Below are 25,182 nucleotides of genomic sequence, written 5' to 3' on the forward strand. Positions count from 1 at the left end.
TTAGGCTTTAGGCTTTAGGCTTTAGGCTTTAGGCTTTAGGCTTTAGGCTTTAGGCTTTAGGCAAAAAAAGATTATCCCATTTACAATACGTTGTGAGTGGGTTTTTTTTTTGCATTACCTAAAGGGTCGCGCTATACGTTGCAAGTCCTTGTTCGTGCCTCACTACGGACTTTTCACTTCAAATGCAGAGCATTCACGATTTCCAATTTATCAATATAAAATTAATGAGTAATTGCTATCATAACCACCAACCCTTCATTGGCACGAATATTAAACACTGTATCGTCCTCAAAAATAAGATACTGACCTTTTATTCCAGTTAATTTGCCGGTGTATGTTTGTTCCTTTATTAAATTTAAGCTATTAGGCTTTACCGGATATTTTTCAACTGGAAACTCTAAGTTGGTTTCGGTATTGGTTTCAATAAAATACGCTTTGGCTTCCTTTGGAATATATTGCTTCAAACGTTCGCGCCATTCAACTAAATTTTCATCTACAATATCGTTTTTAAGCATGGTTCTCCAATTTGTTTTATCACCCACGTGGTCTTTTAAAGCCACTTCTGTAATACCTGCTAAGTAGCGGTTTGGTACTTCAACAATTTCAATAGCTTCGTGTGCACCTTGGTCTATCCAACGTGTTGGCACTTGGCTTTTTCTAGTTACACCCACTTTTACATTGCTGGAATTTGCCAAATATACAATGTGTGGTTGTAGCTGTACTTTCTTTTCGTATGCTAAATCGCGGTCTTCTTTATCTAAATGTGCTGTGCTCAGTTCAGGTCGCATAATCCAATCGGCTGCTTGTGGAATTTCAAAAAAACAACTTTTACAAAACCCTTGTCTATATATAGGCTTATCCAAGCCACAGTTTAAACATTGGTATTTAACAAATTGAATTGTAATGGTTTTGCCCAACAACTGATTCATATTTAAAAAATCGCTTTCAAACACCAAATAGTATTCAATAGGACTTGAAAATTCAGTTTCCATTTTTGTTAAAACACCTTGATAAGTCATAAAAAAAAGTATTATTTTTAAGAACTTAAATATAAAACAAATATGCCAATCCCTATAGTAAATTCCATTGCTTCTTGGTTCCTAAAAAAGCGATTTCATCAAATTGAATTGTTTTTAAAATACCCCAACGAAGTTCAAAACGAATTGCTATTAGAACTTTTAGACATCGCTAAAGACACCAAAATAGGTAAGGAGTACGATTTTGCTTCCATAAAAAATTACAGAATGTTTGCAGAACGCATCCCCATAAAAAACTATGATGGCTGGCAAGATGTTATTGAGCGTTCTATGAAGGGTGAAACCAACCTGTTTTGGCCAACACCTATAAAATGGTTTGCAAAATCTAGTGGTACCACACGTGCTAAAAGCAAATTTATACCAGTAAGCGAAGAATCGCTCGAAGATTGCCACTACGCAGCCAGTAAAGATTTACTGTGTATGTACCTTAATAACAATGAAGATTCACAATTATTTACTGGCAAAAGTTTGCGGTTGGGTGGTAGTAAAGAGTTGTACCGAGAAAATGGAACCGTTTTTGGAGATTTATCGGCTATTTTAATTGATAACATGCCTTTTTGGGCAGAATTTAGCAGTACCCCAAGCAACAAAGTATCTTTAATGAGTGATTGGGAACATAAAATGCAAGCCATTGTAAATGAAACCATGAACGAAAACGTTACGAGTCTTGCGGGTGTTCCATCATGGATGCTAGTGCTAGTTAATAATGTTTTAGAAACTACAGGAAAACAAAATCTGCACGACGTTTGGCCAAATCTAGAAGTATATTTTCATGGCGGTGTAAGCTTCACGCCGTATAAAGACCAATACAAAAAATTGCTTCCTAAAAAAGATTTTAGGTATTATGAAATTTATAATGCTTCGGAAGGTTTTTTTGCAATTCAAGACCAAAACGGCTCTAACGAATTATTATTGATGTTAGATTATGGCATTTTCTACGAATTCATCCCTATGGATATTTATGCTACCGAAGCAGAAAAAGCCATTCCTTTAAGCGAGGTAAAACTGAATCAAAATTATGCTGTAATTATTACTACTAATGCTGGTTTGTGGCGTTATAAAATTGGGGATACCGTTAAATTCACATCGTTAAACCCATATAGAATTAAGGTTACCGGAAGAACAAAGCATTTTATAAATGTTTTTGGCGAAGAACTTATTATTGAAAATGCCGAAGAAGCCCTAAAAAAAGTGTGCAAACGTACCAAATCTGAAATTGTAGAATATACAGCTGCCCCTATTTTTATGGAAGGCAAAGAAAAAGGTGCCCACGAATGGCTGATTGAGTTTAAAACACCCCCAAAAGACATCAACTATTTTAATGAATTGTTTGACAATGCCTTAAAGGCTTTAAACTCTGATTATGAAGCGAAGCGTTACAACAACATCACACTTAACAAACCTAAAATTAATATAGCGCGCAAAAATTTGTTTTATGATTGGTTAAAACAAAACAATAAATTGGGCGGGCAACATAAAGTCCCTAGACTATCTAATACCCGCTTATATTTAGACGACTTAACAAAATTAAACTATTAAGTATTTCACTTTGTGCCACAAAAACACAGAACCACCTATGAAACAAGCACTTAACGATTAATCATGTTGTTGGTCTAAGAAATTTTAGAGAACTTGGTTTCAGTAATATATTTATAGACTTGTTAATCATTAATCCCTCTAAAAATGAAACCAACCCTCTCAATTTTCATTTGCCTCATTTCGCATGTTTTATTTAGTCAAGGCACTTCAAATTTTGTTACAGCAAATAATTTATCATACAAAAACATCATTTCCAATGCTAAAGCTATTGGTTCTAATGGTTTTAATTTTGAACTTTTAGATGCTGGCGTAAATAGCCAGTACTCAGAATTCGGTTCTGGTTTTTTTAGAAATAAACTTATTATGGTATCCTCTAAAAAACTAGGAGGATTGGCTAAAATAGACCCCAACACACGCGAAGCCTATAAAGATTTGTTCTGTTTAGATATTTCTTCTAATGGGCAATTAAGCCTTCCGTTATTATTCTCTAGAATCTTAAACACTAATGACAGCGAAGACCTGTTAACCTTTTCTCCAGACCAAAAAACAGTTTACTTTACAAGAAGCAGTAATGAAAACTCCATGGAGTACAAATTATATAAAGCTGTTTTAGAAGAAGATTCACATGGAAACTGGATAAATCAGGAATTGCTAAATATTAATAGAGAAGGCGTTTCAATAGAAACTCCATTTGTAAGTCCTGATGGTAAAAATTTATACTTCGCTTCTAATATGGCTGATGCACTAGGTGGTTTTGATATTTATGTTTCTAAAATAAATGTTGATGGTACCTTAGGCAATCCTGAAAATTTAGGTAGCACTATAAATACCAAACTAGACGAAAAATACCCTTCGCTTTCAAAAGATGGCAAGTATCTGTATTTTTCTTCAAAAGGACATGAAAATATTGGAGGATACGATTTATTTTTAAGTAAAATTTTATCGAACAGCTACAAAACGCCTAGAAACTTAGGCAATACCATAAACTCATCTTACGATGAAGTAGCCTATTTTTTAGCCAATAAAAAAGATGGTTATGTGTCATCAAACAGGCCAAATGGCAAAGGTGGTTTCGATATATACACAGCTACCAACGAAGAAATTATTCAAACTATAAAAGGAAGAATATTAGATTTAGAAACTAAAATAAAACTACCAAACACCATCGTTATTTTAAAAGATGAAGAAGGCAACGAAGTAGCAAGAACCAAAACCAAAGAAGATGCTATTTATAAATTTGATGTTTCCCCTTTTGAATCTTACAGTATTGCAGCAATAAAAGATGGGTTTAAAGAAGGTGATTTTGACTTTTTCGCGGATAGAAATTACAACACGTCTTACACCAAAGACATTGAACTATTAACTACAGAACCTATTATTGCTGAAGTAGACAAAGAACTAAGAATTGTTATTGAAAACATCTATTTTGATTTCGCTAAATATAGTGTAAAAGAAGAATCTTATATTTCATTGAACAAAATTGCTAAGGTTCTTAAAGAAAACCCAGATATGAAACTAGCCATAAATGCCCATACAGATAATGTTGGAAAAGATGCCTACAATTTAAATCTGTCAAACAAACGTGCTGCATCAGCTGTAAAATATTTAATTCGCAAAGGTATTAACAAAAACCGTTTAGTATCTAAAGGCTTTGGAGAAACCAAACCGTTGGTTGATTGTAAAAGCAATTGTACCGATGAGGACTCGCAAGCTAACAGACGTGTTGAATTTGTTATCTTAGATTAGCATGTATCGATTAAAAACATGGCTAAAAGTGTTTTAAACGAGTATTTCGTCTTATCATCTAAAAGCTAATAAGAAAGCATTGTGAGGAACTAAAATAAATATACTTTTAACTAAGTTTTTAAAAACACTATGAAAAAATCCCCATAATGTCCTTTATTAATTAACATCCATAAAAATAAAAAACCACGCTAATAGCGTGGTTTTTTTTATAATTTACTTTACTCTTTACCTTTTCACGAAACCGCCTTTAGCTTCTTTAAAGTGGTTTTAACCAATTTATCTTCAACATAGGTTTTAGTTACATTTAATTTCTTATCGTTACCACTAGGCATTTCAAACATGGCATCTGTTAAAATTTCCTCACAAAGTGAGCGTAATCCTCTAGCACCTAACTTATATTCAATAGCTTTTTCTACTATATGATCTAAAGCGCCATCAGTAATTGTAAAATCAATATCGTCCATAGAAAACAACTTTTGATATTGTTTAATAATGGCATTTTTAGGCTCTGTAAGAATAGCTCTTAATGTTTCTGCATCTAACGGATCCATATAGGTAAGCACAGGTAAACGTCCTATTATTTCAGGAATTAACCCAAAGTCTTTTAAATCTTTTGGTATAATATACTGAAGCAGGTTCTCTTTATCTACAACATTATCTGATACAGAAGCACTATAACCTACCGCCTGCATGTTTAATCTTTTTGATATATGGCGTTCTATACCATCAAAAGCACCACCAGCTATAAATAAAATATTTTCAGTATTAACTTCAATAAATTTCTGATCTGGGTGTTTTCGCCCACCTTTTGGCGGAACATTAACTACGGTTCCTTCTAAAAGTTTTAAAAGTGCCTGTTGCACACCTTCACCAGAAACATCACGTGTTATAGATGGGTTATCACTTTTACGAGCTATTTTATCAATTTCATCAATAAAAACAATACCTTTTTCTGCCTTTTCTAAATTGTAATCGGCTGCTTGTAATAAACGTGTTAAAATACTTTCTACATCTTCACCAACATAACCAGCCTCAGTTAAAACAGTTGCATCAACTATAGCTAATGGTACATTAAGCATTCTAGCTATTGTTTTTGCAACTAAAGTTTTACCTGTTCCTGTTTGACCAACCATAATGATATTGCTTTTTTGAATATCGATATCGTCTTTTGTTACAGGTTGCAATAAACGTTTATAATGATTGTATACGGCCACAGACATTACTTTTTTGGTCATGTTTTGCCCTATAATATATTCGTCTAAAAATGCTTTGATTTGTTGTGGTTTGCGGAGTTTTAGTTCTGCCGATAAATCGTTACTGTCACTTTGTTTCGATTCTTCTAAAACAATACCATGTGCTTGCTCTATACATCTATCGCATATATGAGCATCTAATCCTGCTATTAACAAGTTAGTTTCAGGTTTTTTACGACCACAAAACGAACATTCTAATTCTTCTTTTGCCATTAATCTTTTATGTTTTCAGGGAAAAATTATTGTAAATCCCTCTATAACAATTCTTTAAAATTACGAATTATTATTTAATTACGTGCTAAAATCTCATCAATCATACCGTATTCCTTAGCTTTATCAGCTTTCATCCAGTAATCTCTATCACTATCCGCATATACTTTGTCGTAATCTTGCCCAGAGTGCTTACTTATAATTTTGTAAAGCTCTTCTTTTAAAATTAAGATTTCTCTTGCTGTAATTTCAATATCACTCGCTTGTCCTTGTGCACCACCTAATGGTTGGTGAATCATAACACGAGAATGGGTTAAACCACTACGTTTTCCTTTAGTACCTGCACATAATAATACAGCACCCATAGAAGCTGCCATACCTGTACAAATAGTTGCGACGTCTGGTTTTATAAACTGCATGGTATCGTAAATACCTAAACCTGCATATACACTTCCTCCTGGTGAATTAATATAAATTTGAATATCTTTTGATGCGTCTGTACTTTCTAAAAACAGAAGTTGCGCCTGAATAATATTGGCTACCTGATCATTAATAGCGGTTCCCATAAAAATGATGCGATCCATCATTAAACGAGAAAATACATCGAAAATAGCGATGTTCATTTGGCGCTCTTCAATAATATTTGGTGTTAAGCTAGTTGGATACATACTACTCATAATTTTATTGTAGTACGTACTGCTTATTCCTTGATCTTTTATCGCGAATTTTTCAAATTCTTTTGCGTAATCCATAATTGTTTTTTGTTGTTGTTTTTGGTTAAGACCTTAATTATCAATTGAATTATTTTACAATAAAGATTCTAAAATTAATTTTAATCTTTGAAGCTAAATTTACTCAACAAATTAGGCGCTATAATTAGCTAATTATAGCGCCTAAATATAATGAATTATTCTTTAAAGGCACAGGATTATTTATCGCCGTACACTTCCTTTACGAAATCTTCGTAACTTAATTCTTTTACTTTAAGATTTGCTTTCTCTTTGTAAAGAGCCAATAATTTCTGACTAATTAACTGCTCTGAAATACGGCGCGCTTCCTCTTGGTTTGATAAAATACGTGCAGCAATATCATCCAATTCTTTATCAGAAGGATTCATTTGGCCAAATTGAGCCATTTGCGCTTTTATCATGTCTCTTGAATGATTTTTAATATCATCCATAGTTACCTGTATGTTGTTGTCTGTAATTAATTTACCTTCAATTAATTGGTAACGTAAACTTTTTTCAGATTTCTCGTATTCTTCTTTTGCTTGATCGCTATCTAATGGTTGTTCTCCAGCAGTTTGCATCCATTTCTGTAAAAACTCTGCGGGTAAATCGAACTTAGTATTTTCAACTAAATACTCTGTTACATCATTTAAAAATTTCTGGTCTGCTTGTTGTGAAAATTGTTTTTCAGCGTCTTCTTTAATCTTATCCTTTAATTCTGAAACAGATTTCACCGTGTCTTTACCAAATAATTTATCAAATAATTCTTGATCTAAATCTGCAAGCTCACGTGTGTTAACCTCTTCAATTGTAAAATTCACTTCAACATCTAAACCATGTACATCGTCATGACCTAATTTTAAAGCGTGCATTAATTCATGCTCATCGTCATAAAGACCTTTAGTTTGTAACCTAATAACATCACCAACTTTTGCATCAATAAATAGTTTTTTGGTAGACTCTTCTTTAAATTTATCTAAAGTTAAAGTTACTTTATTTTCTATTTCGCGCTCTTCATTTTTAAATATCCCTGTTATTTCGCTATCTTTTTCTACAGCTGTTTGAGAAATTAATTTCCCGTATTGTTTTTGGATACGCTCTACTTGCTCGTCAATCATTTTGTTATCGGCAATAATGTTGTATTGCGTAATAGCATCTTTAGCATTTAAATTAACTTCAAATTCTGGCGCTAAACCTAATTCAAATTCAAACGAAAGTGTTTCAGCATCCCAATTTATAGCATCTTGAGGCTTAGGCAACGGTTGTCCTAAAACATCTAACTTTTCTTCAGTAAGATATTTATTTAGTGCATCTTGTAATAACTTGTTTACTTCATCAACCAACACTGCCTTTCCGTATTGCTTTTTAACCATTCCCATTGGCACTTGGCCTTTTCTAAAACCAGGAATGTTTGCTGTTTTACGGTAATCTGTTAATATTTTTTCCACTTTAGCGCTATAATCTTCCTTAGCGATATCTACTTTTACTACAGCATTTAATGCATCAACGTTTTCTCTTGTAATATTCATTTTAAATGATATAAAGCCTTTTATTAGGCATTTAACAAATACTATTTATTTTTAAACCCAATTTATTTAATCAAAATTGGGTTGCAAAAATATAACATTTTTGCAACCCAACAAAGTTTTTAACAGCTTGATTTAAAGCGGTTTTTTATCTTCTTTTAAAAGCGAATACATAAAAGACTGTAGTATAGAAAGCAGTATACTAAATAAGACAGCTGTCCAGATACTACTTACTGAAAAACCGTCTATTAATTTATCTGCCAATAAAATAATTAACGCATTAATTACCAGCAAAAACAAGCCCAAAGTAACTATGGTAATAGGCAATGTTAAAATAACCAAAATAGGTTTTACAAATACATTTAAAACCGCTAACACCACAGCTACAACTATGGCATTCACATAAACATCTCCTGATAAGGTAACTCCTGGCAAAAAATATGCTAAAATAAATACGGCAAAAGCCGTTAAAAGAAGTCTAAGAATTAAACTCATAATATTCCGTTTTTAATAAAAATACAAAATAAATAACTAAACAAACAGCATTACAGCTTCAAAAAATCTTTTGGGTTTTCGGCATGCAACCAATGCCCTGCGTTTGAAATGTTAATAATCTGAGCTTTCGTAAAATGATTTACTATTTGGAAGTTCCCTTTTATATGCTAAAAAACACTACGATAATTACTCTATTTCCTTGTATTATAGATTATATGAATCTAAATACTTTTAAATATCACAATATCTTGATATTCTTTTTTTGACAGGTCTTGTACTTCATCTTTCCAAAAACCATCAATTGTTTTCACCCTTATTAAGCCTGCCGTTTTAAGCATGTTATCTAGCTTCGTTTTATGAATTGCAATGTTTCCAGATTTAACATTTTCATGCATTAACCTAAATCCATCATCTCCCTTTTTAGGGAAATTTAAGTGCGCTCTAGTTCCCGCATAATCCTCATCTTCTGAATCGTATAAAAAGAAAGTAGAAAAACACTGCCCATCTTTTGTAAGAACTCTTTGGATCTCTTTAAAATAATGCTGAATTTCCTCCAGCATCATATGGGTAAAAACCGAAAATGTAAAGATTTTAGTGAAACTGTTGTCTTGATAAGGAAAAACAAAATCTAGGGCACTATTTTTTGATGTATTGTACAAATCGTTAAAAAGCGAAACATACTTAAATTTAAAATTTGGGAAGTCGTTCCCTATTCCCGAATTACACCAATCCACCCCTTTTTTAACCACGTCGAACCCGTCGTAACTTCCACTCTTGTCAAGATATGTAGTTAGTGCTATAGCGGTTCTTCCTACACCGCTACCTATATCCAAAACCTTATCGGAAGGCATTAAATCAATTTCTTCTATTAATAACTCTAGTTGAAAATCGCCCTGTTTTAAGTAGTTTTCGGCACTAGATGGCGAACCCGTATAAATACAGCCTCGTGGAGGGACGTATTTATTTGTTTTTCCCGTGATTTTATCAAATAAATCAACGGGCAAATAATATAATCTGCGTATTAAAAATCTTTGGTTGGAACTTAATCCATACCATAAATTACGCAATATTTTTGTTTTTTTCATTCTTTATGTAATTTACTATAAAAAATCTATCACCGCATCAAAAAAATCTTTTGGGTTTTCGGCGTGAAGCCAATGACCTGCGTTTGAAATGGTAATAATTTTAGCTTTTGGAAAATGGTTCGTAATAATACTTTCATCATCAACACCTATATATTCTGAACGGTCGCCCCTTAAAAACAGGGTGTCCTTTTTAAAGGTTGCTTGCGATGGCAATGGCTCACCTACTTCAGCTACTTCATCTTTTAAAACTTCCAAATTCATTCGCAACCCTAACTTTCCTTTTTCAACCCAATACAGGTTTTTTAGCAAAAATTGCCTAGTTCCCATATCGGACACATAACCACTTAACACTTTATCCGCTTCTCCTCTACTTTTTATCACATCAAAATTCAACGCACTCAACCCATTTAAAATCCCATCGTGATGCACAGGGTAAAAACGTGGTGAAATATCTGCAATTATTAATTTTGAAACCATTTCTGGATATTTGGCAGCAAATAGCATCGATGTTTTACCACCCATGGAATGCCCTAATAATATAATATCTTCAAGCTGATGTGCCTCACAATAGCGTTTTAAATCTTCAACTAAAACTTCGTAATTAAATTCGTTTTCATGAAAACTATGACCATGGTTGCGCTGATCGACCAAATGCACTTGAAAATTTTCCTCACTAAATTGAATACCGAGTGTTTTCCAATTATCACTCATTCCCAAAAAACCATGAAGAATAACAAATGGCTGGCCTTCGCCTATTATATTTGAATGTAAAAGCATTATTTTAATTTACGATTTATTAATTTACGACTTACGTTTCATGACTGACGCTTCACTTGAGCCTTTGAAGATACATCTGGATAACGTTCTCAATACCCAAATACAAACTTTCAGCTATTAAGGCATGACCTATGGAAACCTCTAATAAATTTGGCATATTTTTCTTAAAAAACTTAATATTATCTAATGACAAATCATGACCTGCATTAACGCCCAATCCTAAATTATTGGCTAATGCTGCACTTTCAGCATAAGGTTTAATCGCGTTTTCATTTCCTAAACCGTATTGATGTGCAAAAGCTTCGGTATACAATTCAATTCTATCGGTACCTGTGGCTTTGGCACCTTCAATTTGCTTTAAAACGGGGTCAACAAAAATGGACGTTCTAATACCATTATTTTGAAATTCCTTAATCACATCTACCAAAAAACCTTTGTGTTTAATAGTATCCCAACCAGCATTACTGGTAATAGCATCTTCAGCATCTGGCACTAAAGTAACTTGCGTTGGTTTCACTTGCAAAACCAAATCTAAAAACGACTTTACAGGGTTTCCTTCAATATTATACTCGGTATAAACAACGGGTTTTAAATCGCGGGCATCTTGATACCGGATGTGGCGTTCATCAGGTCTCGGGTGTATGGTTACACCTTCAGCACCAAAACGTTGCACATCTTTTGCAAACTGAACCACATTAGGCACATCGCCGCCCCTAGAGTTTCTTAACGTTGCTATCTTGTTAATATTTACACTTAACTTTGTCATGAATCACTGTTTTAAATGACAAAAATACAAAGTAGAACAGGCTTATATACTTTTTTTTTGATTAATTTGCATTCATATACATAGGCTAATAAAATAAGCCTTACCTATAAATTTGAGAATCATTTCAATAAACAAATAGCAATTTGCATCTGACATAAATTTAAAAACAAAACGAACAGATGAGACTATCAGAATTTATTATTAACGATATAAAGCCATTAAATAGCAAAAGCAAAATAAGCGATTTGCAACAGCTATTTAATCAATTAACCTATTCCCACATTCCTATACAAGATGACAATAAAATCTATTTAGGTAGTTTTTCAGAAAACGATGCGCATTGTTTTGAAAGCGACAAAACAGTTAACGATTACAAAAATGCCATTGAAAACTTTTTTGTGCGCGATTCCACAATGTGGCTCGATGTTTTAGAAGCTTTTGCTATAAATTCAACTAATATTATGCCTGTTTTAAACGATCAAAACCTGTATTTAGGGTATTATGAATTGAAGGAAGTGATTAGCTTATTTAGCGAATCGCCCTTTTTCTCTGAACCTGGCGGCATTTTGGTAATTGAAAAAGGCATAAACGACTATTCCTTTAGCGAAATTAGTCAAATAGTAGAGTCTAACAATGGGAAGTTACTAGGTGCTTTTATGTCCAAAATGAAACCTGATTTGGTTCAAATCACCTTAAAAATAGGCAATACAGGACTTAACGAAATCATTCAAACCTTTCGCCGATACAGCTATAGTATTATATCTGGACATGAAGAGGACAGCTATTTGGAAAGCTTAAAAGAACGTTCAGATTATTTGAATAAGTATTTAAATATATAAAACGCAAACCATCAATTACCCAACGCTGGCTTGAAATAAAAATGATTATGTGGATATACCATGTGACCTATAAAAAACAATAAAAATTTACACATGAAAGTTGCCGTTTTTGGACGATTTTACAACGAAACCACTACAACTTCTGTAGAACGATTATTTGATTATTTATTAAAGAAAAACGCCGATGCCTATATTGAAACCGAATTTTTCAATATTATAAAAAGCAAAGCTCCAAACTTTGACGATTACAAATCTTTTAAAACATTCGATACTTTAGATAAATCATTTGATTTTTTGGTAAGCGTAGGTGGCGATGGCACTATTTTAAGAGCCATTATTTTTGTAAAAGATATGGGCATTCCCATTGTAGGAATCAATACCGGCAGATTAGGTTTTTTAGCAACCATACAAGTCAATCAAATAGAAAATGCCATTCAAAACATAATTGATGGTAAGTATAAAATTTCCGAACGTAGTTTACTTTCAATAGAAACATCGCCAGAAAACGAGGATATTAAATCATTAAATTTCGCATTAAACGAAATAGCCGTTAGCCGAAAAAACACCACCTCCATGATTACCGTTGAAACCTATTTAAACGGCGAATACTTAACATCGTATTGGAGTGATGGCCTCATCGTTTCAACACCAACAGGTTCAACTGGTTATTCACTAAGTTGTGGTGGACCCGTAATAACACCCGATACCAACAGTTTTGTTTTAGCTCCCATTGCACCACATAATTTAAGTGCACGCCCGCTTATTATTCCCGATTCTACTGAAATTCAACTCAAAGTTGAAGGACGCGAAGAAAGCCATTTAATATCTTTAGATTCCAGAATTGCAACTTTAGAAAATGGCACCATCATTAAAATTAAAAAAGCCGATTTTAAAATTAAAATGATTGACCTTTTAAACGAAAGCTTTTTAGACACGCTTCGAAAAAAACTCCTTTGGGGCGAAGACAAACGCAATTAGGCAATATTTTCAAAGAAATGCTGTTTTACACTAATACAATTCAGTTCAAATTGTATTAGACATTTCTTATTTATTATATTTGCAAACTTTTGAATATTTATGAGGCATTTAACCATATTGATATTAAGCATTTTAGCCATTCAACTAAGCCACTCTCAAATTAACGAATTAGGTGTTTTTGTAGGAGGCAGTAATTTTATAGGCGATGTAGGTGCTACCAACTTTATTTCACCCAATCAATTTGCCATTGGAGGTATTTACAAATGGAACAGAAGTAAAAGGCACTCATACCGTGCTTCTATAATTTTTAGCGATTTAGAAGCCATTGATGTAAATTCAGACGACCCAAGACGTATTCAAAGAGGCTATGAATATTCAACTAAAATCACGGAAATTTCAGCAGGAATAGAATTCACCTTTATGGATTTCAACCTTCATTCTGGCGAAAAAGTAGCAACACCTTATTTATATACCGGAATAAGTGTGGCTCACCACGACAATTATTATTTTTTTAACGGGGTACAAACTTCTGAAAACAATTCTAGTTGGGCCTATGGTATTCCTATGGCTTTAGGGTTTAAAACAAATTTTCTGGGCAATCTTATTTTAGGCATTGAAGTTGGCGCTCGTTATACGTTTTCAGATGAATTAGACGGAAGTTTTCCTGACGACCCGAACCACTTGCCACATCTATTTGGTAATATTAATAATAACGACTGGTATGTATTTTCGGGCATTACATTAACCTATACATTTGGTGAAAACCCATGTTATTGTATAAATTAAAATGGATTTAAAAGAAGAAGTACTTAGCAAAAACTTACCAAAACACATTGCTATCATTATGGATGGCAATGGGCGTTGGGCTAAACAACAAGGCATGATGCGGGCTTTTGGACATGAAAATGGCACAAAATCCGTTAAACAAGCAGTTGAAGCTTGTGCTGAACTTGGCGTAGAAAACCTAACACTTTACGCATTTTCTACCGAAAACTGGAACCGTCCAAAATTAGAAATCCAAACGCTTATGAAGCTATTAGTGTCTTCATTAAAAAAAGAAATTAAAACACTTCAAGAGAACAACATAAAACTCTCTGCCATTGGCAATTTAAACAGCTTACCTAAAAAGGTTTTTAAAGAACTTCACGAAGTTATAGAACAAACAGACTCTAACACCAGAATGACCTTAACCTTAGCTTTAAGCTATGGCTCTCGCGAAGAATTGCTAAATACCGTTAAAGAGATTAGTATTAAAGTTAAAAATAATATAATTTCGCCCGAAAAAATTGATGAATCAATTATAAATGAGCATCTTTACACGCGAAATTTACCAGACGTAGATTTGCTTATTAGAACCAGTGGGGAACAACGTATAAGCAACTTTTTACTTTGGCAAATAGCTTATGCCGAATTGTATTTTACTAGCGTATTATGGCCAGATTTTACAAAGCAGCATTTGTATGAAGCTATTATTGAATATCAAAAAAGAGAACGACGATTTGGGAAAACAAGTGAACAACTTAGCTAATATTTTATCTTTGACAACATTTTTAAAACATTGTATTACCGTATTACTTTTAGTAAGCAGTATTAGTATTCAAGCACAAGAATTACCATATAGTAACGGTAAAAAATACATTTTAGGTGATATTTCTGTATCTGGAAACACTTCATTTAGCGAACAAACCATTATTACCTACTCGGGCTTAAGCAAAGGAAAAGTCATGGCTATCCCTGGTGAAGATATTGGCGATGCCATTAAAAAACTTTGGAACTCAAAATTATTTAGCGACATAGAGGTTTACATCACCCACATAGAAGGAGATGTGGCTTACTTAGAAATTAGATTGTCTGACCTACCACAACTTAACGAATTAAAAATTAATGGTGTAAAAAAGGGAAAAGTTGAAGGCATTGTTAAAGATACCAAATTAACAAAAGGTGTAAAAGTTACCGAAAACCTTATTACTACAACAAAAAACTTCTTAACTAAAAAATACAAAAAAGAAGGCTTTTTAAACACTAAAGTACACATTAACACTATTGAAGTTAAAGACTCTACACCAACAGCCAGAGTTAATATGGTACTTAATATTGATAAAGGCGAAAAAGTAAAAATAAAAGACATTGTGTTTACAGGCAACGAAGTTTTAAGCGATAAATACCTTCGTAAAAGTATGAAAGGCACAAAAAAGATTAACCGCCTTCGTATATTAAAACGCTCTAAGTTTATAGATTCTGCTTATCAAGCCGATTTATCCAATGTCGTTGAAAAATACAAAGAGAATGGTTATAGAGACGCCCGTATAATATCTGATAGCATTATTTATAATGACGATAAAACCATCTCCTTACAAATAGGAGTTAGCGAAGGCACACAATATACTTTTGGAAATATCATTTTTATTGGTAATACCGTTTACACAAATGAGCAGTTAACCAGAATGTTGCGTATTAGAAAAGGCGACACATACAATGGTGTATTATTACAAAAAAGAATTGCAGATGGATCAAAACCAGACGCCGATGACATAACAAACCTATACCAAAATAACGGTTATTTATTTTCAAGTATCAACCCCGTTGAAGTTAGTGCTGCCAATAATGTTATTGATATGGAAATTAGAATATCAGAAGGAAAACCTGCTTATTTTAACAATGTATCGGTAGTAGGCAACGATAAAACAAACGACCACGTTATATACCGCGAAATAAGAACACGCCCAGGGCAATTATACAGTAAAGCCAATGTGGTACGAACCGTTAGAGAACTTGGTCAATTAGGCTTTTTCGATGCCCAAGAAATATCACCTAACTTTAACAATCCAAACCCGAACGAGGGCACCATCGATATGGAATACTCGGTTAAAGAAACGGGGTCTAGCCAAATAGAATTACAAGGTGGTTACGGTGGCGGTGGCTTTATAGGTACTTTAGGATTATCGTTCAACAACTTTTCTATTAAAGACATTTTCAAAAAAGATGCTTACAAACCTATCCCAATGGGCGATGGTCAAAAATTGGCATTACGTTTACAAGCCAGCCGCTTTTACCAAACCTATAGCTTTTCATTTTCCGAGCCTTGGTTAGGTGGCAAGCGCCCTGTACAGTTTTCAACATCTATATCCCATACAAAACAGTTTCAATATAATTACCTTACTGGAAATGCTGACAAATCTAAAAGTTTTAACATTACGGGTATTACCTTTGGTTTAGCAAAACGCTTGCAAGTACCAGACGACTTTTTTGTACTATCGCAAGCAGTTGGCTATCAACGTTACGATTTAAACAATTATAATACAGGACTTTTTACTTTTGGCAATGGTTATTCTAATAACTTATATTATTCTGTAGGTTTAAGCAGAAACAATACCAGTGTAGACCCTATTTTCCCAACGGCAGGTTCAAGCTTTGCGGTTAATGCCAAATTATCAATTCCGTATTCATTATTTGATGGTGTTGATTACAAAGCACTAAGTGAAGAATATAATGAATTAGACAGGTCTGTGAGCGGCACTCCCGATTACAAACGTGCTGGAGAGATAGACCAAGAACGCTACAAATGGTTAGAATTTTACAAAGTAAGCTTTAAAGGTGATTGGTATACACAAATAGTAAAAGACTTAGTATTGAGACCAAGTGTAGAATTTGGTTTTTTAGGCGCCTATAATAACGAAAGAGGTGTTATCCCTTTTGAACGTTACTATTTGGGTGGCGATGGTTTAGGGAGTTATAGTTTAGATGGTAGAGAAGCCATTGCATTACGTGGTTACCCAAACCAATCGTTGTCTGATAATGATGGTGGAACTATTTATAATAAATTCTCACTAGAGCTACGCTACCCTATTACATTAAAAGCTTCAGCAAAAATTTATGCCTTAGGCTTTTTAGAAGGTGGTGCATCATTTACTAACTTTAGAGATTATAATCCTTTTGATATTAAACGCTCTGCAGGTTTAGGTATTCGCATCTTTATGCCAGCATTCGGATTGTTAGGAATTGACTTTGGTCATGGCTTCGATCCTTTAGAATCATTAGGTGAAACTAAAAAACATGGATGGGAAACTCACTTCATAATTGGACAACAATTTTAATTTGGCACGATTTTTTCTAATAACACTTTGATGATTTAAATGCCAAATAAAATTTTTAAGATTAAATTTCGTTAATTTTGAAGATATAATTCAAAAAATGACAGAATCAGCAATAAATCATCTGTCGGTTTTTTAGAATTTAAAAGTAAATTAAATATTAAAAAAAACAGACACACATGAAATGAGCATAACGAGAATTTCAAAAAATATCGAAATATTTATTATGCAAATTACATCTGTCTTATAAAAACAATAAATACAAACAGATGAAAAATAACGTTCTTTTTTTACTGACATTAGTTTTTATGACAAGCTTTTCAGTTAATGCACAACGAGGTGTGCGAATTGGGTATATTGATACGGAGTTTATTTTAGAAAACATACCAGAATACCAAGAAGCCACAGCACAATTAAATGATAAGGCTAACAAATGGAAAAACGATATTGATGCCCAATTAAGTGCCATAGAACAAAAACGAAAAAATTTAAGCAACGAAAAAGCACTTTTAACAAAAGAACTTATTGATGAACGCGAAGAAGATATTGCTTTTGAAGAAAGAGAAATTTTAGATTACCAGCAAAAACGTTTTGGACCCAATGGCGATTTATTTATTCAAAAAAAACAATTGATGCAGCCTATCCAAGACCAAATTTTTGCAGCGGTTCAAGATTTGGCAGCAACAAAACAGTATGATATCATTTTAGATAAATCTGAAACCATTATGCTATATTCGGCAAGACAATTAGATTTAAGCGATCAAGTAGTACGAAGCATAACAAGAAGTGCCAAACGCACACAAGCACAAAGTAAATCAGAACGAAAAGCTGCTGAAGCTGAAGAGCTAGTACCAGAAATAAATTATGAATTAGAAGCACGAGAAAAAGCGTTGGAAGAGAAAAAAGAAGAACGTGAAAGTGCTGTTGAAAAACGCCGACAAGAAATTTTAGATGCCCGTGCAGCAAAAGTAAAAGCGGCCGAAGAAAAGCGCCAACAAATATTAGAAGAGCGCGAAAAAGCAAAACAAGAAAAGTTAGATGCCAGAAAAACGCCCGAGGAACCAGAGATAAAAGCAGAACAAACATCTCAATCGGTTGGAACAAAAACCGAAGCAGAACCAAAAGTTGAAGAAATTAAAACTCAGGCACAACTTATTGAAGAAAACAGACAAAAAAAATTAGCCGAAAGAGAAGCTAGAAAAAAAGAATTGGAAGAAAGAAAAAAGAAAATTCTTGAAGAACGCCAAAAAGCTAAAGACAGTATAAACAACAAATAACAATTTATAACACACCTTAACACTATTTAAAAATGAAACAATTAAAAACACTTTTATTAGCAACTGCATTATGTATTGGAACTGTTAGTTTCTCTAACGCCCAAAGCAAAATTGCTCATATAAATACCCAAGAATTAATTACGGCAATGCCAGAAATGAAAGATGCACAAAAGCAACTTGAAACCTTAAGCAAAACCTACCAAACAGATATTCAAAGCTCTGTTACAGAGTTTCAAACATTGTTAAAACAATACGAAGCAGAAGCTGCTACTAAAACAGAAGAAGAAAACGCTAAAAGAGGTCAAGAAATTCAAGAAAAACAACAACGAATTCAACAATTTCAATCAGACGCTCAAAAAGATTTACAGAAAAAAGAAATGGATCTGTTACAACCAATTACCGAAAAAGCAAAAGCTGCTATTTTAAAAGTTGGTAGAGCACAAGGTTTTGATTATGTATTAGATGCTTCTCAAGGTGTTACTATTTTAGCTGATGGTAAAAACTTATTGGACGATGTTAAAAAAGAATTAGGTATCTAAATAATTTATCACCTAAATAAAATTTACAAAAAGCTGCTTTTTACAAAGCAGCTTTTTTATTTTTGTTACATGTCCGTTCGAGCGCAGTCGAGAACTTGATGATTTTAAGTTTATAAAAACATCTCGACAACGTCCAATGTTACAAAAAATCAGCATTTAACCTATGAGCAAACAACCTATTGGCATTTTCGATTCTGGTGTTGGTGGCACTTCTATTTGGAAAGAAATCAATATGCTTTTACCAAACGAAAACACCTTGTATTTAGCCGATAGTGCCAATGCACCTTATGGTTTAAAAACTAAAGAAACCATAATAAACCTAAGTATTAAGAATGTTGAGCACCTCATTAACCAAGGTTGTAAAATTATAGTGGTGGCTTGCAACACAGCTACTACTAACGCCATTTACATACTCAGGGAAATTTATGATATTCCTATTATTGGTATTGAACCTGCTATAAAACCGGCAGCGCTTAACACCCAAACCAAGACTGTAGGTATTTTAGCTACCAAAGGAACGCTATCTAGTGAGCTGTTCCATAAAACGACCGATTTGTTTGCTAGCAATATTAAAGTTATTGAACGCATTGGTGAAGGTATTGTAGAACTTATTGAAAGTGGACAATTGCACTCTGAAGCCATGAGAAACTTATTGAAAGTTTATTTAAAACCTATGATAGATGCCAATATTGACTATTTAGTATTGGGTTGTACGCATTACCCGTATTTAATGCCTTTATTAGTAGAACTCCTTCCCAATAACGTTAAAATTATAGATTCAGGGGAAGCTGTAGCACGACAAACCAAAGTTGTTTTAGAAAAAAACGATTTATTGAACACGAGCCTAGCAAAAGGAAAGTGCAAATTTTTTACAAACGGAAAAACCGAAGTTTTGGCTTCGATTTTAAATAATGAATTTGAGGTTGAATATCTGGATTTTTAATTGACCCTAAAACAGTTGTTATTGGGCGTTCCCCTATCGGGTCGGGCTATCCATTACAATCTTTTTAAAACACGTCATTGCGAGGAGGAACGACGAAGCAATCTGCCAATTTTTTAGTTTCTAACCTAAATTTTTACTGCCAAGTTTTAAAAAGGATTTGCATTTCAAATGCGTAGCATTCACGATTTCATTGATTTAAAAATAATATGCATGAGTAATCCCTAACGCAGCTTACCATAAACCAAGTTAATTTTTAGTAGTATTACTATATTAAAGTTTGATGTATTTTTTTACAGAAATAAAATTTATATTTACGGGATAACAAGAAACTTACCATATCCTGATTTATTTACGGGATATGAGTAATAAATGTTAATATATAACGAGTTATGCTTTATTATAAACAAACCTAGCAATTAAACAAATGCCTATACTTAATGACATAATAGATTGGGTAGAAAACAAACCTGCTTTCTGGCAAGTTGCAATTGACCGCTTAATCCGAAACAATGAGTTAACAGGTAATGACATTTCTGAACTGAAAGAAATATGTAAAGTTGATTACGAATTGTCGGACTTTGATTTTAATGAAGTTGATTTCGAAGATTTGAGAGGTTTTGCCGATAACTCAACTAGTAATGATAATATAAGACTCTCTAAAATTACTAATATCGACAATATAAATGCACTATCTAAAACAAGTGAATTAGAATTTGCACCAAGCGGGCTTACTGTAGTTTATGGAGATAATGGTTCTGGTAAATCCAGTTATGTAAGCATATTAAAACACTCTTGTAACACTAGAGGTCAAAAACCAAGAATAAATGATAATTTATTTGACCCAACTTGTTTCGGGAATGATAAAAAGGCTGATATAGAATACACTATTGATGGAACAAATTTTTCAATTGTCAATCTTATCAATGAAACGATAAATGATAATACTCTAAAAAAAATTGATGTGTTTGACACCTATAGTGCAAATCATTATATAGAGGGAGAAGATGAAATTGCGTTTATCCCACAAGGTTTATCAATTGTCGAGAAATTAGCTGAGGCGGTTAAAAAAATTGAAGCACTATTAAATCTTGATTTGTCAGCCCCTTCTTTGAAAAAATTCGATTATGAACTATTGGAAGTTTCTGATGATACAACAGCAAAAGTATTTCTAAATAGTTTAAGTTCAAATTCAACACTAAATGAATTAAGAGCTGAGTCTGACTGGAATATTACGAAAAATTCAAGAATTGAAACTCTGTCCAAAGAAATTGATAAACTAAAAGCAACTGACCCAAAAACAAGTTTAAAGACGAATGAAGAAAAAATAAAACGATTTGAAATTTTAAAAAACAAATTTCAATCTTTAGAAAACAGCTTAACAGGACAAGCTTTAATAAGCTTAAAGCAAACATTAAATAATTATTCTTCAACTAAAGAAGCACTTGAGGAATCTTCAACTAAAGCTTTTTCAGATTTACCAATCGAAGGAGTTGGAAATAGTTCATGGAAACTACTATGGGAAAGTGCTAGAAAATTTTACAATGAAAGCGCTAAGACTGAGAGTTTTCCTAAAGTTGCTAATGATAGTAATTGTCCTCTATGTCTTCAAAACTTAGGTGATGAAGCAAAAGAAAGGTTTTCTAAATTTGAAGAATTTGTAAAAAATGACATTCAGAAATCTTATGATGAAGCACTTGAAAAATATGAATTGGTTATTGAGAATTTGAATAGGCTTAAGTTCAATTTCGACGAGCAACAACCAATATCAAATGAACTTGATGAGTTGATAGAGAAGTACTCTGAAAAACAAGTTGAATACTTAGAAACACTTTCAAAACAGAAAGATTACTTAATAGGACTATTCAATTCAAAGAAATCTGTTGACATTATTAACTCAATTGAGATTGATAATACGCCTAAAACTTTGATTCAGGAACTCATCAAAACATTGAATGAAACAAATGAAAAATTGAGAGTTCAATCCATTGATGAAGATTTAAAACCTCTAATCAAAGAATTAAATCAGCTAAAAGGAGAAAAAAAGATTTTTGATTATAAACCTAAATTAGGTCGCGAAATTTATAGACAAAAGAAAATTAACCTATTGAATCAATGTATTGGTAAGTGTAATACTAGAACTATCACAACGCTAAGTAATGATTTGACAACTAAATATATAAATCAAAACCTCAAACGTAATTTCAAAGACGAGCTAAATAAACTCGGTTTTAAAAACATCAAAATTGAAGCTGAAACCAAGGGGCAAAGAGGGAAACAATATCACTATTTGCGTCTTGATGAAGAAAATGCAAACGGAATTGCCTTAAAAGATATTCTTAGTGAAGGAGAACATAGATGTATTTCATTAGCAACTTTTTTATCTGAACTATCAATATCGGAGCATAAAAGCTCTATAATATTTGATGACCCCGTTTCATCTCTTGACCATAAATGGAGAAATAAAATATCGAAACGTATTGCCGAAGAAGCTTTGGAAAGGCAAGTGATTGTATTTACTCATGACATTACTTTTCTTTTAATGATTGAGGAAAATTCAGAAAAATTAAATTGTCCATTAGAAGTAAAAAGTCTTACTAGAAAAAAAATTGAAACTGGTATAATTGCTACAAATCCACCTTGGGATGCACTTCCCGTAAAAAAACGTATTGGCATTTTAAAAAACGATTTAGTTAAGTTAAAATCAATAGAAAAAAACGAAACTGAAGAAATTTATAAAGAAAGAACAAAACCATTTTATGGTAGGTTGAGAGAAACTTGGGAAAGGTTTGTTGAGGAAATATTACTAAACAAAGTTGTGCAAAGATTCGGAAGAGAAATTCAAACATTAAGAATTAAAGTTCTAACTGATTTGACAGATGGTGACTATAATCTTATTGAAGAGAATATGAAGAAATGTTCAACGTACATGACTGGTCACGATTCTTCAGGCACCTTAATTGAATCAGCCCCTGACTCAGATGAAATAGAGGCTGATTTAAAGATTTTAGAAGATTATTTGAGTGAAATGCGAAAAAGAAAACGACAATAAATAACAAAGCATAACACGAAGCATAAAACATTGGGGTTTAGGTGGTTATTTAAACATTCTGCCACGCATCAAGTTCGGTGTAACTGGACAGGAAAGTAGCCCGCAATCCCCAACGATTTCATACCGCCATCCGTTGGCTGCAATTAAAGAATGAATAAGAATCAGTTAAAAGAAAGAATTTTGAGAATTCCTGATGGTGTCCCATTAAACTTGGGTAAAATGTCGATTAAGATAAATTCTAATAAGCTTTTAGTGACAGGATGGACTAACATAATCCATTTTGGAAATATAACTAAAGATTCTGTTATGAAGGAATTACTAGACTTAAAAGAATCATTTTCTAAATTGACCGAATCTTTTGATGAAATAAATTCAATTGTAAAAACTAATAATTTGACTATTGAATACCATATGGAATATGATGACTCAGGAAAAGCCGGAATCGGCTTATGTTCCGAAATTGATGGAGAATTAAATTGGTATATAAATTAATAAAAACTACTGCCAACATGCATATATAACAAATAAAAAAGAATAAATTCCATTCGAACCTGCCTCTGCGTTAGGGATAGTAGTGGAAATCCTTTTTAAAACTTTGACACAGACAAATTAGGTGAGAACTTAAATTGGACAGATTGCTTCGTCCTTCGTCCTCGCAATGACGTTTTAAAAAGATTGCAACGTATAGCCCGACCCCTTGTGGAAACGCCCAAATGTTTAAAAGATTCCTTTTTTTAAAGGAATTTATTTATTCTTTAAACCAGCTGGAGTATTTTATATAATTATTGGCGATGCGGTCTATTTGTCCTGAAATTAACTCTTGGCTTATGTCTTTTATTTTTACTGCCGGAACACCAGCGTAAATGCTACCGGATTCTACTCTGGTGTTTTGGGTTACTACGGCGCCTGCGGCTATGATGCTGTTGCTTTCTACTACGCAATTATCCATAATGATGCTTCCCATGCCTACCAAAACGTTGTCGTGAATGGTGCAACCGTGTACGATGGCGTTATGCCCAATGGATACGTTGTTGCCTATATTGGTTGGTGCTGTTAAGTATGTAGCGTGTATAACGGCGCCATCTTGCACGTTTACCTTGTTACCCATTTTTATGTAATTTACGTCGCCACGAATAACGGCGTTAAACCAGATACTGCATTGGGTGCCTGCTACAACATCACCAACTATGGTGGCGTTTTCGGCTATATAGCAATCGTCTGGTAATTGTGGTGATTTTCCGTTTACTGGTTTTATTATTGGCATATTTAATTCCTTTGAAAAAAGGAATCTCTTGAAAGGGTCTTGAGATATCCTTTTGGGGTTAATATTATATTTTGATTTTTTGCCACGAATGCACAAATATTTAAGAAAATCATTCGCGTATTCATGATGAGTTTTAGATTTCTATCAATGAGATTCCCGCCTATGCGAGAATTTATTGAAAATACGATAATAGCTCGGATTTTTTGGAAGCTGAAACCATAATTTCTTTTCCGTTACTTAGCACCACGCTTCCGCCCTTGCCTTTTACGTATTTTACCACTTCGTTTACGTTTACTAAATACGATTTGTGTACTCTAGCAAAGCTACTATCAATCAAAATATCTTCAAAATATTTTAAGGTTTTGCTTACTGTTTTTTTCTTGTTGGTGTTTAGATGAATTTCGGTGTAATTATCATCGGCCTTACAGAATAAAATATCTGCTGTATTGATGACTTCGAAACCATCTAATTGCGGAATGGTTATTTTTCCATTTACAGTATTGGTTTTTGGAACAAGCACTTGGTTTTGAAGCGCGTCTTCTTTGGTTTTTAATTCAGTAACATAATCGACTGCTTTAATAAGCTCATCTATGGAGATGGGTTTCATTAAATAATATGATGCGTGTGCATTTAAAGCATCAATAGCGTAATGATTATAAGCGGTTACAAAGATGGTTTCGAAATTAATATCGCCAACCTTATCAAGTAAATCGAAAGCATTTCCATACGGCATTTCTACGTCTAAAAACACCAAGTCTAAATCGTTATTTCGGATTAACACCAAAGCTTCTTCAACATTGGAAGCTTCTCCAATAACAGACACATTTGGGCAGTATTTTTTGAGATAATTTTTAAGAATTTCTCTGCTTGTTTCTTCGTCTTCTACTATGATGGAGGTTAGTTTCATCTAAAATGTTTTTATTATTTATTATTATTTGCGCTTCGACAAGCTCAGCGTGACATTTCGTTTTTCATTTGTCTTTGTATTTTAATTGTATAATTATGTTTTAAAAATTTAATGCTAGTATAAATGCCAATTA

Annotated in this window: 22 protein-coding genes; 12 read left to right on the forward strand and 10 right to left on the reverse strand. The window is 33.1% G+C overall.

Annotation, left to right across the window (positions count from 1 at the left end; translation table 11 throughout):
* Positions 1-221: 221 nt before the first annotated feature.
* Positions 222-1,019: a DUF2797 domain-containing protein gene (locus VP395_RS06785; protein WP_346241015.1), complete on the reverse strand. Its 798-nt coding sequence runs from the start codon at positions 1,017-1,019 to the stop codon at positions 222-224.
* Between the two features lie 42 nt (positions 1,020-1,061).
* Here VP395_RS06785 and VP395_RS06790 point away from each other — a divergent pair, with 42 nt between their 5' ends.
* A complete protein-coding gene (locus tag VP395_RS06790) occupies positions 1,062-2,576 on the forward strand; it encodes a GH3 auxin-responsive promoter family protein (protein ID WP_346241016.1) in 1,515 nt (504 codons plus the stop codon).
* Positions 2,577-2,720: 144 nt separating this feature from the next.
* Positions 2,721-4,322, forward strand: coding sequence for an OmpA family protein (locus tag VP395_RS06795; RefSeq protein ID WP_346241018.1), 1,602 nt, complete (start codon positions 2,721-2,723; stop codon positions 4,320-4,322).
* 233 nt (positions 4,323-4,555) lie between these two features.
* Here VP395_RS06795 and clpX read toward each other — a convergent pair whose 3' ends face one another.
* From clpX to VP395_RS06830, 7 genes are all read right to left on the reverse strand, one after another.
* A complete protein-coding gene (clpX, locus tag VP395_RS06800) occupies positions 4,556-5,788 on the reverse strand; it encodes an ATP-dependent Clp protease ATP-binding subunit ClpX (protein WP_346241020.1) in 1,233 nt (410 codons plus the stop codon).
* 74 nt (positions 5,789-5,862) lie between these two features.
* Complete coding sequence (clpP, locus tag VP395_RS06805) at positions 5,863-6,537, reverse strand: ATP-dependent Clp endopeptidase proteolytic subunit ClpP (RefSeq protein WP_346241021.1); 675 nt, start codon at positions 6,535-6,537, stop codon at positions 5,863-5,865.
* Positions 6,538-6,713: 176 nt separating this feature from the next.
* Positions 6,714-8,042, reverse strand: coding sequence for a trigger factor (tig, locus tag VP395_RS06810; RefSeq protein WP_346241022.1), 1,329 nt, complete (start codon positions 8,040-8,042; stop codon positions 6,714-6,716).
* A 132-nt stretch (positions 8,043-8,174) separates the two neighbouring features.
* On the reverse strand, positions 8,175-8,534 hold the full coding sequence (locus VP395_RS06815; protein ID WP_346241024.1) for a phage holin family protein: 360 nt from the start codon (positions 8,532-8,534) through the stop codon (positions 8,175-8,177).
* Between the two features lie 221 nt (positions 8,535-8,755).
* Complete coding sequence (locus VP395_RS06820) at positions 8,756-9,619, reverse strand: class I SAM-dependent methyltransferase (RefSeq protein ID WP_346241025.1); 864 nt, start codon at positions 9,617-9,619, stop codon at positions 8,756-8,758.
* 15 nt (positions 9,620-9,634) lie between these two features.
* Positions 9,635-10,396 (reverse strand): alpha/beta fold hydrolase, encoded by a 762-nt coding sequence (locus tag VP395_RS06825; protein ID WP_346241026.1) that lies wholly within the window; start codon positions 10,394-10,396, stop codon positions 9,635-9,637.
* A 52-nt stretch (positions 10,397-10,448) separates the two neighbouring features.
* Positions 10,449-11,162, reverse strand: coding sequence for a pyridoxine 5'-phosphate synthase (locus VP395_RS06830; RefSeq protein WP_346241027.1), 714 nt, complete (start codon positions 11,160-11,162; stop codon positions 10,449-10,451).
* 179 nt (positions 11,163-11,341) lie between these two features.
* Between VP395_RS06830 and VP395_RS06835 the strand changes: the two genes are divergently transcribed.
* The 10 genes from VP395_RS06835 (at position 11,342) to VP395_RS06880 (ending at position 23,370) form a co-directional block, all read left to right on the forward strand.
* The gene (locus VP395_RS06835) at positions 11,342-12,001 is read left to right on the forward strand and encodes a CBS domain-containing protein (protein WP_346241028.1); all 660 of its coding nucleotides are present in this window, start codon (positions 11,342-11,344) and stop codon (positions 11,999-12,001) included.
* A 93-nt stretch (positions 12,002-12,094) separates the two neighbouring features.
* Entirely contained in the window at positions 12,095-12,979 is an 885-nt protein-coding gene (locus tag VP395_RS06840; RefSeq protein WP_346241029.1) for an NAD kinase, read from the forward strand.
* A gap of 99 nt (positions 12,980-13,078) precedes the next feature.
* Positions 13,079-13,765: a type IX secretion system protein PorG gene (gene porG / locus VP395_RS06845; RefSeq protein WP_346241030.1), complete on the forward strand. Its 687-nt coding sequence runs from the start codon at positions 13,079-13,081 to the stop codon at positions 13,763-13,765.
* Between the two features lies 1 nt (position 13,766).
* A complete protein-coding gene (gene uppS, locus VP395_RS06850) occupies positions 13,767-14,507 on the forward strand; it encodes an undecaprenyl pyrophosphate synthase (protein ID WP_346241031.1) in 741 nt (246 codons plus the stop codon).
* Positions 14,440-17,073 carry a BamA/OMP85 family outer membrane protein gene (locus VP395_RS06855; protein ID WP_346241032.1) on the forward strand — a complete coding sequence of 878 codons (2,634 nt, stop codon included), beginning with the start codon at positions 14,440-14,442 and terminating at the stop codon, positions 17,071-17,073. Before uppS ends, VP395_RS06855 begins: the two co-directional genes overlap by 68 nt.
* 305 nt (positions 17,074-17,378) lie before the next feature.
* Entirely contained in the window at positions 17,379-18,347 is a 969-nt protein-coding gene (locus VP395_RS06860; protein WP_346241033.1) for an OmpH family outer membrane protein, read from the forward strand.
* 32 nt (positions 18,348-18,379) lie between these two features.
* Positions 18,380-18,886 carry an OmpH/Skp family outer membrane protein gene (locus VP395_RS06865; protein WP_346241034.1) on the forward strand — a complete coding sequence of 169 codons (507 nt, stop codon included), beginning with the start codon at positions 18,380-18,382 and terminating at the stop codon, positions 18,884-18,886.
* A 163-nt stretch (positions 18,887-19,049) separates the two neighbouring features.
* Positions 19,050-19,829 (forward strand): glutamate racemase, encoded by a 780-nt coding sequence (gene murI, locus VP395_RS06870; RefSeq protein WP_346241035.1) that lies wholly within the window; start codon positions 19,050-19,052, stop codon positions 19,827-19,829.
* 424 nt (positions 19,830-20,253) lie between these two features.
* Positions 20,254-22,878: an AAA family ATPase gene (locus VP395_RS06875; RefSeq protein WP_346241036.1), complete on the forward strand. Its 2,625-nt coding sequence runs from the start codon at positions 20,254-20,256 to the stop codon at positions 22,876-22,878.
* Positions 22,879-23,097: 219 nt separating this feature from the next.
* Positions 23,098-23,370: a hypothetical protein gene (locus tag VP395_RS06880; RefSeq protein ID WP_346241037.1), complete on the forward strand. Its 273-nt coding sequence runs from the start codon at positions 23,098-23,100 to the stop codon at positions 23,368-23,370.
* A gap of 256 nt (positions 23,371-23,626) precedes the next feature.
* On the opposite strand, the gene VP395_RS06885 is transcribed toward VP395_RS06880, so the two are convergent.
* Together VP395_RS06885 and VP395_RS06890 are read right to left on the reverse strand one after the other, a co-directional pair.
* Positions 23,627-24,142: a gamma carbonic anhydrase family protein gene (locus VP395_RS06885; RefSeq protein WP_346241038.1), complete on the reverse strand. Its 516-nt coding sequence runs from the start codon at positions 24,140-24,142 to the stop codon at positions 23,627-23,629.
* 172 nt (positions 24,143-24,314) lie between these two features.
* Positions 24,315-25,049: a LytR/AlgR family response regulator transcription factor gene (locus VP395_RS06890; protein WP_346241039.1), complete on the reverse strand. Its 735-nt coding sequence runs from the start codon at positions 25,047-25,049 to the stop codon at positions 24,315-24,317.
* Positions 25,050-25,182: the final 133 nt, after the last annotated feature.

It is taken from the genome of Mariniflexile soesokkakense (genome assembly GCF_039650365.1).
Taxonomy (GTDB): domain Bacteria; phylum Bacteroidota; class Bacteroidia; order Flavobacteriales; family Flavobacteriaceae; genus Mariniflexile; species Mariniflexile soesokkakense.

What these genes read in the sequence shown, in the direction of transcription:
- VP395_RS06785 (WP_346241015.1), bottom strand. Translation starts at nt 1,019, where the DNA reads ATGACTTATCAAGGTGTTTTAACAAAAATGGAAACTGAATTTTCAAGT.
- VP395_RS06790 (WP_346241016.1), top strand. Translation starts at nt 1,062, where the DNA reads ATGCCAATCCCTATAGTAAATTCCATTGCTTCTTGGTTCCTAAAAAAG.
- VP395_RS06795 (WP_346241018.1), top strand. Translation starts at nt 2,721, where the DNA reads ATGAAACCAACCCTCTCAATTTTCATTTGCCTCATTTCGCATGTTTTA.
- clpX (WP_346241020.1), bottom strand. Translation starts at nt 5,788, where the DNA reads ATGGCAAAAGAAGAATTAGAATGTTCGTTTTGTGGTCGTAAAAAACCT.
- clpP (WP_346241021.1), bottom strand. Translation starts at nt 6,537, where the DNA reads ATGGATTACGCAAAAGAATTTGAAAAATTCGCGATAAAAGATCAAGGA.
- tig (WP_346241022.1), bottom strand. Translation starts at nt 8,042, where the DNA reads ATGAATATTACAAGAGAAAACGTTGATGCATTAAATGCTGTAGTAAAA.
- VP395_RS06815 (WP_346241024.1), bottom strand. Translation starts at nt 8,534, where the DNA reads ATGAGTTTAATTCTTAGACTTCTTTTAACGGCTTTTGCCGTATTTATT.
- VP395_RS06820 (WP_346241025.1), bottom strand. Translation starts at nt 9,619, where the DNA reads ATGAAAAAAACAAAAATATTGCGTAATTTATGGTATGGATTAAGTTCC.
- VP395_RS06825 (WP_346241026.1), bottom strand. Translation starts at nt 10,396, where the DNA reads ATGCTTTTACATTCAAATATAATAGGCGAAGGCCAGCCATTTGTTATT.
- VP395_RS06830 (WP_346241027.1), bottom strand. Translation starts at nt 11,162, where the DNA reads ATGACAAAGTTAAGTGTAAATATTAACAAGATAGCAACGTTAAGAAAC.
- VP395_RS06835 (WP_346241028.1), top strand. Translation starts at nt 11,342, where the DNA reads ATGAGACTATCAGAATTTATTATTAACGATATAAAGCCATTAAATAGC.
- VP395_RS06840 (WP_346241029.1), top strand. Translation starts at nt 12,095, where the DNA reads ATGAAAGTTGCCGTTTTTGGACGATTTTACAACGAAACCACTACAACT.
- porG (WP_346241030.1), top strand. Translation starts at nt 13,079, where the DNA reads ATGAGGCATTTAACCATATTGATATTAAGCATTTTAGCCATTCAACTA.
- uppS (WP_346241031.1), top strand. Translation starts at nt 13,767, where the DNA reads ATGGATTTAAAAGAAGAAGTACTTAGCAAAAACTTACCAAAACACATT.
- VP395_RS06855 (WP_346241032.1), top strand. Translation starts at nt 14,440, where the DNA reads ATGAAGCTATTATTGAATATCAAAAAAGAGAACGACGATTTGGGAAAA.
- VP395_RS06860 (WP_346241033.1), top strand. Translation starts at nt 17,379, where the DNA reads ATGACAAGCTTTTCAGTTAATGCACAACGAGGTGTGCGAATTGGGTAT.
- VP395_RS06865 (WP_346241034.1), top strand. Translation starts at nt 18,380, where the DNA reads ATGAAACAATTAAAAACACTTTTATTAGCAACTGCATTATGTATTGGA.
- murI (WP_346241035.1), top strand. Translation starts at nt 19,050, where the DNA reads ATGAGCAAACAACCTATTGGCATTTTCGATTCTGGTGTTGGTGGCACT.
- VP395_RS06875 (WP_346241036.1), top strand. Translation starts at nt 20,254, where the DNA reads ATGCCTATACTTAATGACATAATAGATTGGGTAGAAAACAAACCTGCT.
- VP395_RS06880 (WP_346241037.1), top strand. Translation starts at nt 23,098, where the DNA reads ATGTCGATTAAGATAAATTCTAATAAGCTTTTAGTGACAGGATGGACT.
- VP395_RS06885 (WP_346241038.1), bottom strand. Translation starts at nt 24,142, where the DNA reads ATGCCAATAATAAAACCAGTAAACGGAAAATCACCACAATTACCAGAC.
- VP395_RS06890 (WP_346241039.1), bottom strand. Translation starts at nt 25,049, where the DNA reads ATGAAACTAACCTCCATCATAGTAGAAGACGAAGAAACAAGCAGAGAA.